At 64.6% G+C, this 12,956-nt stretch carries 13 protein-coding genes; 9 read left to right on the plus strand and 4 right to left on the minus strand.

Annotated features, from left to right (window positions below; all coding sequences use genetic code 11):
- Window positions 1–9 precede the first annotated feature (9 nt).
- Window positions 10–942, minus strand: a complete 933-nt coding sequence (locus HAP48_RS31680; RefSeq protein WP_224496699.1) for a hypothetical protein — start codon at window positions 940–942, stop codon at window positions 10–12.
- A gap of 198 nt (window positions 943–1,140) precedes the next feature.
- Here HAP48_RS31680 and HAP48_RS31685 point away from each other — a divergent pair, with 198 nt between their 5' ends.
- From HAP48_RS31685 to galE, 5 genes are all read left to right on the plus strand, one after another.
- Window positions 1,141–2,346 (plus strand): glycosyltransferase family 4 protein, encoded by a 1,206-nt coding sequence (locus HAP48_RS31685; RefSeq protein ID WP_166203824.1) that lies wholly within the window; start codon window positions 1,141–1,143, stop codon window positions 2,344–2,346.
- A 45-nt stretch (window positions 2,347–2,391) separates the two neighbouring features.
- Entirely contained in the window at window positions 2,392–3,054 is a 663-nt protein-coding gene (locus tag HAP48_RS31690; RefSeq protein WP_029082364.1) for a ParA family protein, read from the plus strand.
- A 333-nt stretch (window positions 3,055–3,387) separates the two neighbouring features.
- The gene (locus HAP48_RS31695) at window positions 3,388–4,017 is read left to right on the plus strand and encodes a transglutaminase-like cysteine peptidase (protein WP_166203825.1); all 630 of its coding nucleotides are present in this window, start codon (window positions 3,388–3,390) and stop codon (window positions 4,015–4,017) included.
- 164 nt (window positions 4,018–4,181) lie between these two features.
- Window positions 4,182–4,442: a hypothetical protein gene (locus tag HAP48_RS31700; protein WP_166203826.1), complete on the plus strand. Its 261-nt coding sequence runs from the start codon at window positions 4,182–4,184 to the stop codon at window positions 4,440–4,442.
- Between the two features lie 139 nt (window positions 4,443–4,581).
- Entirely contained in the window at window positions 4,582–5,577 is a 996-nt protein-coding gene (gene galE, locus HAP48_RS31705) for a UDP-glucose 4-epimerase GalE (protein WP_166203827.1), read from the plus strand.
- Between the two features lie 18 nt (window positions 5,578–5,595).
- Here galE and HAP48_RS31710 read toward each other — a convergent pair whose 3' ends face one another.
- Together HAP48_RS31710 and HAP48_RS31715 are read right to left on the minus strand one after the other, a co-directional pair.
- Window positions 5,596–6,582 carry a UbiA family prenyltransferase gene (locus HAP48_RS31710; protein ID WP_166203828.1) on the minus strand — a complete coding sequence of 329 codons (987 nt, stop codon included), beginning with the start codon at window positions 6,580–6,582 and terminating at the stop codon, window positions 5,596–5,598.
- Window positions 6,583–6,622: 40 nt separating this feature from the next.
- Window positions 6,623–8,254 carry a hypothetical protein gene (locus tag HAP48_RS31715; RefSeq protein WP_234622335.1) on the minus strand — a complete coding sequence of 544 codons (1,632 nt, stop codon included), beginning with the start codon at window positions 8,252–8,254 and terminating at the stop codon, window positions 6,623–6,625.
- A 63-nt stretch (window positions 8,255–8,317) separates the two neighbouring features.
- Here HAP48_RS31715 and HAP48_RS31720 point away from each other — a divergent pair, with 63 nt between their 5' ends.
- Together HAP48_RS31720 and HAP48_RS31725 are read left to right on the plus strand one after the other, a co-directional pair.
- Window positions 8,318–9,472 carry a hypothetical protein gene (locus HAP48_RS31720; RefSeq protein WP_210292701.1) on the plus strand — a complete coding sequence of 385 codons (1,155 nt, stop codon included), beginning with the start codon at window positions 8,318–8,320 and terminating at the stop codon, window positions 9,470–9,472.
- Window positions 9,469–9,702, plus strand: a complete 234-nt coding sequence (locus tag HAP48_RS31725) for a hypothetical protein (RefSeq protein ID WP_166203829.1) — start codon at window positions 9,469–9,471, stop codon at window positions 9,700–9,702. Before HAP48_RS31720 ends, HAP48_RS31725 begins: the two co-directional genes overlap by 4 nt.
- Window positions 9,703–9,760: 58 nt before the next feature.
- Here the strand turns inward: HAP48_RS31725 and HAP48_RS31730 are convergent, their stop codons facing one another.
- A complete protein-coding gene (locus HAP48_RS31730; protein WP_175612243.1) occupies window positions 9,761–10,120 on the minus strand; it encodes a VanZ family protein in 360 nt (119 codons plus the stop codon).
- Window positions 10,121–10,528: 408 nt separating this feature from the next.
- Between HAP48_RS31730 and HAP48_RS31735 the strand changes: the two genes are divergently transcribed.
- On the plus strand, window positions 10,529–11,191 hold the full coding sequence (locus HAP48_RS31735) for a response regulator transcription factor (protein WP_163154879.1): 663 nt from the start codon (window positions 10,529–10,531) through the stop codon (window positions 11,189–11,191).
- Window positions 11,192–11,469: 278 nt separating this feature from the next.
- Window positions 11,470–12,846, plus strand: a complete 1,377-nt coding sequence (locus HAP48_RS31740; RefSeq protein ID WP_166203830.1) for a sensor histidine kinase — start codon at window positions 11,470–11,472, stop codon at window positions 12,844–12,846.
- The last annotated feature ends 110 nt before the right edge of the window (window positions 12,847–12,956 follow it).

The following is a 12,956-nucleotide window of genomic DNA, read 5'->3' on the forward strand; positions in this document are numbered from 1 at the left end:
GCCCGCATGTCAGCCGGCCGTCTTTGCGGCGCTCTGCCGGCTCCGGAACACCCGCACCCGTCCCTCCAGGCGCGGTATTTGATTGACGGGCTCAACGCGCCTCGGCTGCTGGGGCGCAAGCGGCGCTGCCTGCACGCGGCGCTCTTCGAGGTTGAGCTTGAGGCCCACCAGCGGTTCCCGGCCTGAAGGGCCCGACACCACAATCCGGTTCCCGGACACCCGCAGGGCCGGAGCCCCCAGGAAGATGGTCTCGGCCGAAATGGCGTAGCGATCGACGCCGGGGCCGGTGGCTTCGAGCGAGAATCCGGTGATGGCCAACGCGCGTCCCCGGGTTCCGGCAAAGGTTCCAATGGGAACGAACTGATTGTCGCCCCGCTGCGGCCTGGCGAATTTGACCGCATATTGCAGGTTGAGATCGTGCGGCATGTTCGGCCATTCGAGGCCAATTCCCTCGATCCGGGCCGGAGCCGACGGTCCGGCAATCCAGGCGTTGGCACCGACCGTCACGTCGCCCAAACCCGCAACATGCGCGAGCAGCTTGAGGTCGTCCAGCTCGCCGGCGCCGGCCTCAGGCTCGTAGGTGTCGACCGGCTGGCTGACCGGCTGCGCGACCGGCTGTCCAGCCGGCTGCCCAACCGGCTGTCCTTGGGTCAGCGGCTCGATCTTGATATTGGCGGCGGTCGACCCGCCGGCGCGTCCTGCCGTGACCTCGACGATCAGGCGGCTCGGCCGGGCGACCGACACGACCAGCGCGGTCTCGGGCGCGAACAGGGTTCCATTGACCACGTCCGGCCCGGTAATGATATTACAATTGTTAAGACTGGCGCGATCTGCATAGACGCGCACCACCGGAGGGGACGTCTTATCATCTGCGCCATTGTACCGGACCAGGAACAGACCTCGTGCCAGGTCAACGGTTTTCTGCTGGATCTGTTCGTTCATCGTCGTCTGTGAACCTAACCGAATGTGTCGATATATCTCTCACACAGTGTGCCTCAAAAATTGATGTGATAGAAGGGGTCTTAATGTTAATCCGGTAAGATAGTTTCACCCGTGCAGATCGATGACACACGCCCGGTCATGGTGCCGACCCTGACCTCAATGGAAGATCGCGCGGCCGGGGGGCGCGCTCGCCCGCCGATGAACGTCCTCTTCGTCCACAATAACTTTCCAGCCCAGTATCGCCACATTGCGCGTGCGCTTGCGGATCAGCCCGGCAACAGGGTCGTTGCGGTCGGTTCGTCGACCGCAGTCACTTCGCCCGACATCCGGCTGATCAAATACTCGACCACCAAGGCGGACGCCGCCGCGGTGCATCCCTTTGCCCGCCGTTTCGATACCGAAGCGCGGCGCGCGGAAGAGGTTCTGTATGCGCTGTCATCGCTGTCGGGGCAGGGCTTCGTCCCGGACCTGATCTTCGCGCATCCCGGATGGGGCGAGACGTTGCCGCTGCGCACGATGTTTCCGAGGGCGAGGATCATCCTGTATTGCGAATTCTACTACGGCGCCGAAGGCAGGGACGTCGGCTTCGATCCGGAATTTCCCATGACCGGCCTTGATGGCAATGTCGCGCTCCACCTGAAGAATGCGACCACGCTGCTGGCGCTCACCGAATGCGACGTGGGCGTCTCACCGACGCCATGGCAGCGGTCGACCTTTCCGGCCGAGTTTCGCAGCAAGATCGAGGTCATCCACGAGGGCGTGGACACCGACGAGGTGAAGCCCAATCCTGTCGCGCGGCATCAGCTTCCGAACGGTGCGACACTTTCGGCAGACGACGAAGTGATCACCTACGTCTCGCGCAATCTGGAGCCGGTGCGCGGATTCCACGTCTTCATGCGATCGCTGCCGAGGATCATGGCCGCGCGGCCGAATGCGCAGGTCGTGATCGTCGGCGGCAGTGGCACGTCCTATGGCGCGCATCCGCCCAAGGGCGCGAGCTGGAAGTCGATGTTCCTGGACGAGATCAGGTCGGACATCGACCTGCGCCGCGTGCATTTCCTCGGCCGGGTTCCCCGGGAGCAGTATCTCGAGCTGCTGCAGATTTCCTCGGTGCACGTCTATCTGACCTATCCTTTCGTGCTGTCATGGTCGCTGCTGGAGGCCATGAGCGCGGGATGCGCGGTGGTGGCGTCCGACACCGCCCCGCTGCGCGACATCATCTCGGATGGCAACGGTCTCCTCGCGCCGTTTTTTGATATTGATGCGCTGTCGGATCAGGTAATCTCGGTGCTGTCACGGCCCAGGGCCTTCAAGAAGATGCGGATGAAGGCGAGGAGCTTTGTGAGAGACAATTACGACTCAAAGCGCGTCTGCTTGCCCCGGATGCTGACGCTCGTTGGATGACGGCGTCCTCCCGCGCACCAATGGGAAGAACGCCAGGAGTTTGCGATGCCGCTTGTGATCTCAGTTGCCCAGCGCAAGGGCGGGGTCGGAAAGACGACCCTCGCGGTCCTGCTCGCCGCAGAACTGGATCGGCGTACGCGCGCGGTGGGACTCGTCGACGCCGACTCCCAGGCGTCGGCGTGTCACTGGGCCGAGCCCGGCAATCTGTCGTTTCCGGTCTACCAGCTCGATCCTGAAACCCGGCCGGTCGCCGAATGGGCCACGCTGATGCGCCAGGTTCCGCATCAGATCATCGTCGTTGACTCCGCACCCAACGATCGGGCGCTGGGTGCCGTGCTCGCAGTCGCCAATATCGTGCTGATGCCATGTACGCCCTCCGGCCTCGACATCGAGGCGACCGCAAGGACGCTCGACATCGTGCGGGAGGTGCGCGCATCGCGGCGGACGGCGCTCCGCGCCATGATCGTGCCGAACCGCGTCGACCACCGCACCCTCGAAGGCCAGCAATTCATCGAGGAGCTCGATACGTTCGAGGAAGCGATCGGGCCGACGATCGGAAGCCGCTCGGCCTATGTTCGCGCCTTCGCGCTGGGGCAATCGGTTGCCGATTTCGCCGGCGGTACGCCAGCGGATATCGAGATCAAGACGCTTGCCGATCTCGTCATGAGCTGGAGCGGGATCGCGCCGCGACAACGGGTGACCATTTAACAAAGCGCGCCGGCCGCTTCACGAGTGGCTAACCATGCCGGCGTGGGAACAAAAAAATTCTGCAGCGCAGTCGGCGCCTTCATCCAGCGGCCGCCTTGGCAGAAACCGCGGAATGAGGCCGCAAAAGCCCATAATGTTAGGATTTGTTGACGGTCGCAGATCGGTGCGCGCGCCATATCGGTAAGCCGAAATGCCCGCCATCGGAAGGAACCCTTGCTTGGTTAACGCATTGCTCGTGCAGAGCTGAGCATTTGAGGCAAATGCCGCCGCGCGCTTGAGGCTAGGCTCAAGACATTTCCCGTACATGCTTCCCGTCACGGTGGGGAGTGAAGAATGTACAACGTCAAGAGAGTGGTGGCCCTGGTTCTGGCGATCGTTGCGCTCGGGACAAGCGCACGGGACACGCAGGCCGGCATGATCGGCTTTCCGCTGCCGCTGCGCGGCGTGATCGAGAAGATCCGCTTCAGCGAGCCGACGCTGGCGCCGATGGCCTACACGATGTTCTGCATGCGCTATTCCGATGAATGCAAGCAAAAGCCGCACGCCCGCATGGTGTTCCGCGGAGGTGCGATGCGCTTGACCAAGCAGCGCATTGCCGACCTGATCGAGGTCAATGCTTCGGTCAATCGCCAGATCACTCCGCAGCGCAATGAACGCGGCCTTGCCGGCGAGGAATGGCTGATCAATCCGGCGCGCGGCGATTGCAACGACTACGCCGTCAGCAAGCGTCATGAGCTCTTGGCGCGCGGCTGGCCGATGCGCAATCTGCTGCTGAGCGAGGTGGTGACCTCCTGGGGCGAGCATCATCTGGTGCTGGTGGTCCGCGCCAACGGCGGCGATATCGTGCTCGACAATCTGAACGCGCAGATCCGCAACTGGTCGCAGGCGCATTATCGCTGGGTCAGGATGCAGACCCCGGCGAACCCCGATCACTGGGCCGCCGTCGCGCAGCTCGGCGCCTGAGCTTTTCAAGGCTGCCCATCGATCGAAAAGTGGCGCGGCGAGACATTTCGCCGCGCCACTTTCATATGAGGGACGCCCCGATTGCTGGACGGCTGCCGCCACGTTGTCGGGAACGATTGGCGGCGTGACGGGTTGATGTCGATCCAACCCGTCGAGGCATCGACATGAAGCTGGCCAGTCTTGTCACAGCTGCGGCGCTGGTCGCAGCCTTCAGTGCTCCGGTGCTTGCGCAGGGCACCGGGCAGACCACGCAGGGCGCAGCAACCCGCTATTCGATCGATGGACCGGGCGGCGGCGTTCCGACATCGCGCCCGCAGGCGACCCAGCCGGTGCCGCCGGCAACACCGGTTTATCCTAATGGGAGGCCGTCGCGACACGCGCCGCCGGCCGGGCAACGAACCAACGTCCCGCTCGGGTCGCGTTAACCGCCACGTCGGCGGCAAATCGGCTCGGTCTTAACGCTAATCCCATCGTCGTTTTGCCGCGTCAGACGGAATGTCGTACCCATGCAGTCGCTGCGTCTGTCGGGATGCAGGATTGGTCCGCGCAGGGACGACATTTTCAATGGCGAGCAGGGGTTCGATACTCATCACGGGCGGCGCGGGATACATTGGGTCCCACTGCGCCAAGGCTGTTGCCGAGGCGGGATTTGTCCCCGTGGTCTACGACAATTTGTCCACCGGCCACCGCAACTTCGTGCAATGGGGACCGCTGGTGATCGGCGACGTCGCCGATCACGGCAGGATCGCCGCCACCATCCGCGGGCACGATGCGCTCGCCGTGATGCATTTCGCCGCGTTCAGCGCCGTCGGCGAGTCCGTCGCGGATCCGCAGAAGTACTACACCAACAATGTGACCGGGACGCTTGGCCTGCTGCGCGGCATGCGGGAGGCGGGCTGCGACCGCCTGGTGTTTTCCAGCACCGGTGCCGTCTACGGCAACGCCGGGCGCGATCCGATCCCCGAGAGCGCCGCAGGTCCGACCGTCAATCCCTATGGCCGGTCCAAATTCATGATCGAGCAGATGCTGGCTGACTATCGCGCGGCCTATCAGTTCAAATCGGTCTGCCTGCGCTATTTCAACGCTTGCGGCGCCGATGCCTCCGGCACCATCGGCGAGCTCCGCGATCCCGAGACGCACCTGATTCCGCGCGCGCTGATGGCGCTGCTCGGGCATGTGCCGGATTTCGCGATCTTCGGCGAGGACTATGAGACGCCTGACGGCACTGCGGTGCGCGACTACATCCATGTCGACGATCTCGCCGCCGCCCATATCGCGGCGCTCGAGCTGCTGTTGAACGGCGGCGCCGGCGGCGTGTTCAATCTCGGCACCGGCACCGGCTATTCGGTGCGCGAGGTGCTCGACGCGATCCGCGCCGAGACCGGCGAGGCGGTGCCAAGTGTGGTGCGCGAACGCAGGGCCGGCGATCCGCCGATCCTGGTCGCCGATCCTTCCAACTCGGAGAGCGGCCTCGGCTTCAAGGCGAAGCGGTCCGATCTCGGCTACATCATTCGCTCGGCCTGGGCGTGGCACCAGAAGGCGCATCCGCGCCGGCGATAAACCCGCGGCCGCGAGACTTCAATCCAGGGTGATATAGTGCTGCTCCGCCAGCCGGGCGAGGAACGGCATGTCGACGAAGCTGGCCACCAGGAAGACGGCGACCAGCGCCAGCACGATCAGCATCAGGCCGCGCTCGCCATAGAGCTTCTCGGGCTTCTGCGCCGATGATCCCGGCGATGTCGACATCGAAAAATAGGTGGTGAACAGCATCACCACCAACGGCATCGCCAGGATGTATTCGATGCGGTACTTCACCAGGAACACCGAGAGGAAGAACACCGAGAACAGCGAGTAGCTGAGGCAGGAGGCGGTCAGCGACACCTCGCTATAGTCTGCAAAGCTCGCGCGGTAACGCGCCAATAGCTCCCTGCCGTGGGACGCGGCGATCTCGCGGTATTCGGACAACCGCTTGGCGGCCATCAGGAATGCGCCGCCGAACCAGTAGCACAGGATCACCGAGCCCGGCGGCAGCGACGTCGGGTCAATCATGGCCCAGCCGATCAACAGCCGCAGCGGATTGTTGACGGACTCCGAGATGACGTCGAAATAGGCCTTGTCCTTGCTGCGCAGCGGCGGGACATTGTAGACGATGCCCTGCAGGGCGAAGATGCCGGTTGCCAACAGCATCAGCCGGCTGCACGCAGCTGCGCAGACCAGGCCAAGCGCGACCAGCAGCAGCCATTCGATGCCGATGATCTTGCCGTCCATCGCGCTCTGCACCGCGGAGCGCTGCGACTTGGTCGGGTGATGCCGGTCGAAGTCGCGGTCGAACCATTCGTTGATGACGTAGTTGGCCGACGCGATGCAGACCGCGGCCACAAGCCCAAGGACGATCGAGGCGGCAACATGATCGCCCCGTACGCCGCGCAGCAGGCAGGCGAGGATGATTCCGGGAACGATGAAGATGTGCTTGGTGCTGTGATCGAGCCGCAGGATGGCAAAATACTGCCGGATGCCCGCGGCCGGCGGCTTGCCGGCTTCGACCTTGCTGTCCATCAGCGCCATCGCGCGGTCCGTTCCTGTTGTCCTCGATCTCGGCGATCGCCTAATTGAGGAGGTAGACATCGAAGCTTTCGTCGGTCCTGGCGGGGCCGAAGCGGCGGATCATCGTGGTCGCTGCGCGGAAATCGCGGATCTGCGCGGCCGAGGCGCGGAATGTCCGCCAGTCCTTGCCCTCGTCGTAGATCCGGTCTGGCGTGATCTCGTCGAGCCGATAGGCCAGCAGGATGATGACGGGCGCGCCGATGGTGTTGCGGAGCTCGTGCGCCAGGCGCAGGGTCTCGCCGAGATCGCTGTCCATCCTGCCCTTGCGCGAAAAGATCACGACGCTGCCGAACTTGTGGTCGCGGGCGAGATAGAGCCGGTTCTTGACGTAGTAGGGCAGCGCCTCGACCAGGTATTCCGGCTCGCTGAGGATGACCGCGTTGGCGAGATCGGCGCGCGAGGCGATCAGGCGGCCGAGATCGGCGCTGCGGCTCGCGACGACACCGGTCGCCGCGTTGCGCAGGTCGTTGATGCCGGCGGCGCTCTGGATCGCGAGCACCAGCAGCAGCGACACGCGTCCGATCGCCGGCAAGAGCCGGTCGTACCAAGTTCGAGAGATCGATGCCGCGGTGACCTGGCGCCAGCTGATCCAATAGAGCGTGATCAGGAAGCACAGCCAGACGGCGGCGTGGCGGTGGGCGCCGTTGGCGGCGACGGCGAAGAACAGCGACGTCAGCAGAAGTGCGGCGATGGTGGCGAGAAAGGCCGGCCGCCGCGGCAGCAGGGCGAGCGTTGCGGCGAACAGCAGGACTGATCCCACGATCCCCGGCAACAGATTGGCAAACAGCGCTCCCAGTGACGTCGCGCCGGGGTTCACCAGGGACAGCATTGCAGCCGTTAGCGGTGATGCGTGCGACCAGTCCCGGGCCGCCGCATCATTATAGGTCGGCAGCATCGTCGCCGCGCAGATGGCGACGCCGATCGTTGCGATGATGGCATTGATCGCGAAATTGGTCAGTTGCGGCGACCAACGCCAGCCATGAGCCTCGAGTAGGTCGAACAGCCAGAACAGCAGGAATGCGCCGGCCATGATCGCGCCGACGACATTGGTGTTGGCGAGCAGCAACAAGAGTGCGCCGAGCAGGACGCCGCGGTCGCGGTGGGCCGGATAGCAGGCCGCGATCGCAAACAGGAACAGGGCCAAGATGCCGTAATTCCGCGCCATCACGACATATTCAAATAGTAGCGCATGGCTGGTGATCAGGAGCAGGACCAGCGGCCGCGGGAACGGCGACCGGAAGATCAGCAGCGCGACCGTGACGAGCCCGGCCACGAAGGCGACACCAGGCAGCACCTCGCCGCGGCCGAACACGGCATGTGCGCCGCGCAGCAGCAGGTACCAAAGGGCAGGGTGACCTTCGCCGTGCAGCCCTCTCAGCATGGCGATCGGATCGTCGCCGTTCAGCGCGATGGTGAGCGCCCGGACTTCGTCGCGCCACATCACGTGACGGGCGATCTGGAAGCCCACCAGCGCCATCCATCCCGCAAGCAGCAGGATGTCGCGCCAGGATCGGCGGTCCCGCTTCGGCGCGAACAACCAGTCGTCCAGGATTTGCAGGGGACGGATCAATGAACCCCGTTGCGGTTCGGTACGATAGGGTTGGAGCACGGCGTCATCTGCAAGCTGGGTCATTTGTGTTAGCGATAAAAGCCACCTAGAATACATTAACGTTATGATCAAACCAGACTAACATTTATGACGTCGACGCCGGCCCAGAGGACGGTCAGGGACATCAGCCCTGCGCACCCCGAGGTGGAGTTCGCGCTGGTTCTGGCGCGAACCATCGACTCCGTAAGGTCAGATCCGCAGCAGCTGCGCAGCGCGGTCTACGAGCTCGCGCGGCAGAAGCTGCAGCAGCTCGCCCATGAGGATCCGAACGAAAAGCAGCGGCTGCTGCAGGCGCTGGAAGCGGCGATCGAAGGCGTCGAAGCGCACACCCGGAACCATCCGGTCGAGAAATTCGCTGTGCCGCCGGCACGGGCGCTGCCGGCATTTCTGGAGGCGGCGGGCGCTGCGCGGAGGATCGAGGGGCCTTCCTCGATTGATGCCGAGGACGCATTCATCCCGACGCTCGATCGCGCCGAGCCGGTCGAGCTGTTGCGCCGTCCGAAATGGTCGTCGTCGGCGCCGCTGCGTTATGTGGCCATGCTGGGCTTCTTTGGACTGATCGCGGCCGTTGTCCTGCTGCAGCAACGCGGTGTGTCCTTGGCGGCAGCGCGCGCGATGATCGCCGGCACGCTCGCACCGGCGCCGGCCGAAACCCAAAAGCCGGCCGTCATCGCGGCCGTGCCTGCACCGGCCGCCGCCGCGCCGCCGGCGCCGAAACGGCCGCTGCCGACCGCTTACGGCGTCTACGCCGAGAGCGGCGGCAGGCTGTACGAGCTGCAGATGATCCAGGGGCGCGCGCCGGATCCGCGGATAGCGATTTCGGCTGCGATCACGAGGCCAAGCGAGACCGCATTGCCTGACGGCCATCTCCGCTTCATCGTGTTCCGACGCGAAGGCAGTAGCGGCGCCTCCGACCCGATCGATGTGCGCCTGATCGCGCGCGTGACCCAGCAGACCACGTTCGACGCGACCGGAAAGCCGGTGGTCTCGCAGGGCGACGACACCTGGGTGATCCGCAACATCTCGATCCCGTTCCGCGCAGCGCCGCTGAGCGAGGATCCGCAGATGTTCGAGGTCCAGCCGCGCGACGACGCGCCGCTGTCGCCGGGACGCTATGCGCTGATCCTGAAGGCGCAGGCCTACGATTTCACCGTTGAGGGCGCGGTGACCGACAAGCGGCATTGCCTGCAGCGGCTGGCGGCCGCAAACGGCGTGTTCTATTCGGAATGTGAGAAACCGTGAGCGGCGCTTGGCTCCGGTTCGGTGCCGTGCTGGCGCTGTTGGTGGCGTCGACTGCCGCCGTCGCCGCACCCGATGCCGAGACGGCGAAACGGTGCTTGCGCGCGGCCTATATGGTCTACCCGTACAAGCGGCCGGGTGCCGGGCCGATGAATGGCGACCGGCTGCACTTCTTTCAGCAATGCGTGGCGCAGGGCGGCAGCAAGTCGGCGGAAGTCCCCAAAACCGATTGAGCCGGAATGATGCCCCGCGCGGCCGCAAGCGTGACGAAGGGAGCAGCGCGCCGGCGGCTCAGCTCGCGGATTGTTCCGCGCGCGATCTCAACCGGCCGAACTGGCTGCGCAGCACGAGCAGCACCAGGCGACCCGCGCCGATGCCGGCGAGACCTCCCGCCACCTTGACGACCGCATCAAGCAGCCGGCCGTGGCGATCCGGCGTCAGCAATTGCATCGCCTCGAGCGTGAAGGCGCTGAAGACGACAAAGAGCACGATCAGCGCGGTGCGCCGCGGATAACCCAGCACGAAGGCCAGTGCCATCACCGCAAACGCCGCGAAACGCTCGGCCTGCGGATGGGCAAACGAGGGCCGGTCCTGGATTGAGGACAGTGTGACGAATGCGATGAAGGCCAGCGCAAGCCAGCCGACAACCACTGCGAACGTCCTGATTTTTGAAACAAGCAATGATCTTTTCCGATCCCTGTGCCCCCGCCGCACCGTCGCTGGATTAGCCCATCGCCGGTGCCAGCGACATGGAAATGGCCGCCGAAGGTTAACTGCCCGCTGTCTGTGCAAATGGTCACAGCGCTGACGGCAGTGGTTCCGCGACCAAGGGATGGCCGGCGAAACGTTCAAGGCAAAGGTGTTATAATACTTCTATTTGAAACCCGAACGCGCTCCGTCCGCATCTGATTGATGGAACCCGCGAGGCTTGCGCGCGTCTTGGGGATGGTGCACCTGACGAAATATTTAGGTTCGTCTGGCTGTTCCATTCATAGGCCGTTCACGGCGGGAAGCCTCATTTGATGCCGGATATCGCAATGCTCACTCTCGGAGGCCAATGTGCGTCTGCTCGTCGTTGAGGATGACCCGGATCTGAACCGCCAGCTCACCACCGCGCTGACGGATGCCGGCTATGTGGTCGATCGCGCTTTCGACGGCGAGGAGGGGCATTTCCTCGGCGACAGCGAGCCCTACGACGCGGTTGTGCTGGATATCGGCCTGCCGAAGATGGACGGTATCTCGGTGCTTGAGGCCTGGCGGCGGAACAAGCGGGTGATGCCGGTGCTGATTCTCACCGCACGCGACCGCTGGAGCGATAAGGTTCAGGGCTTCGACGCCGGCGCCGACGATTATGTCGCCAAGCCCTTCCATCTCGAGGAGGTGCTGGCGCGGATCCGCGCCCTGCTGCGCCGGGCGACCGGGCATGCCCAGGTCGAGCTGGTGTGCGGACCGGTGGCGCTCAATACCCGCACCAAGCGCGTCACCGTCAACGGCAACCCGATCAAGCTGACCTCGCACGAGTACAATCTGCTCGACTATTTGATGCACCACACCGGGCGGGTGGTCTCGCGCACCGAGCTGGTCGAGCATCTCTACGACCAGGACTTCGACCGAGACTCCAACACCATCGAGGTGTTCGTCGGCCGCATCCGCAAGAAGCTGGAAGTCGATATCATCCAGACCGTTCGGGGCTTGGGCTACATGCTGTCGCCGCCGACTTAAAGCATGATCCGGAAAAGTGTGAAGCGGTTTCCCGAAAAGATCATGCTCTTAAAGCGTTTTCGAGCGAAGCCTGTCCCGCACTTGATGCGGGATGGATACCGGTTCGCTCCACGTGAAGAAAACGCGACCAAACAAAAGGATAAGAGCATATCCTGTTCAATCGGATCATGCTCTTAGAGCGCTTGATCGGTGTACGCAGGCATTGGCATGATCCGCGCCAGGAGGACTGGATTCGCAATGTCTGTTGGCGCTGACACGATGTTCGGGCCCGTGCCCTGATGGGCGGCAGCTCGCTTGCCACCCGCCTGTTCGTCTCGGCGACCGCCTGGGTGGTGGTGATCCTGGCGATCACCGGCGTCATCCTGTCGTCGGTCTATCGCGACGCGACCGAGCGCGCCTTCGACCGGCGGCTCAATCTCTATCTGCGCACCCTGATCGCCGAGGTGGCGACGCCGGACGAGCCGGCGGACCGCCAGTTCCAGTCGCTCGGCGAGCCGCTGTTCGACCTGCCGCTGTCGGGGTGGTACTGGCAGATCACCCGCACCGATACCGAGAAGGGCGAGACCCGCGCCTCGCGCTCGCTGTGGGACAAGAAGCTGCCGAAGCTCGAGGAGCACGGCGCCGAGCTGACCGCCGCCGGCGTCCGCCTCGGCTATGTCGACGGACCCGAAGGCCAGAGCCTGCGGGTGGTGGAGCGTCCGGTCGATCTCGGCGCCGACGGCAAGTTCCTGGTCAGCGTCGCCGGCGACGCCACCGAGATCTTCGATGAGACGCGCAGCTTCGACTATTATCTGTTCGGCACCTTTGCCGCCCTCGGCATCGTGCTGCTGCTGACCACGATCTTCCAGGTGCGCTATGGCCTCGCGCCGCTCAAGCGCATTTCGGACGCGATCGCCGATATCCGCTCCGGCCGCGCCGAGCGGCTGGAAGGCCGGTTTCCGGTCGAGATCGCGCCGCTGGCGCGCGAGACCAATGCGCTGATCGACGCCAACCGGGAGATCGTCGAGCGCTCGCGCACCCATGTCGGCAACCTCGCGCATGCGATCAAGACGCCATTGTCGGTGATCGTGAACGAGGCGGCCGCGCATGCCGCCGATCCCTTCGCAAGCAAGGTGCTGGAGCAGGCCGACGTGATGCGGGACCAGGTCGCGCACCACCTCGAGCGTGCGCGGATCGCCGCCCGGGCCACCATCGTCAGCACCATCACCGATGTCGCTCCCGCGATCGAGGCGCTGCGCCGGACCATGGAGAAGATCCATCGCGACCGCGATCTTGCCATCGAGGCGAAGGCCGATCCGGCGGCACGGTTTCGCGGCGAGCGGCAGGACCTCGAGGAGATGGTCGGCAATCTCGTCGACAACGCCTGCAAATGGGCGGCCTCGCAGGTGTTCATCGAGGTGAGTGTGGTCCCGCCGGAGGCGCAGGGTGCCGGGCCAAAGCTGCGCATCGTGGTCGATGACGACGGACGCGGCCTGTCCGAGGACGAGCGCGCTCAGGTGGCGCGGCGCGGCCAGCGGCTCGATGAATCAAAGCCCGGCTCGGGGCTTGGCCTGTCGATCGTGACCGATCTCGCCGGCCTCTATGGCGGCAATCTCACCCTGAATAACGCGCCGATCGGCGGCTTGCGGGCCGAGCTCGTGCTGCCGGCGGTATAGAGGCATGATGAGATTGGGTTGAACGGCGGCCGCAAAGGCGGTGCGCTCCCTCTCCCGCTTGCGGGGGAGGGCTGGGGTGGGGGCTCTCTCCGCTGTTCAACCGGCATGAT

It is taken from the genome of Bradyrhizobium septentrionale (assembly GCF_011516645.4).
Lineage (GTDB): Bacteria > Pseudomonadota > Alphaproteobacteria > Rhizobiales > Xanthobacteraceae > Bradyrhizobium > Bradyrhizobium septentrionale.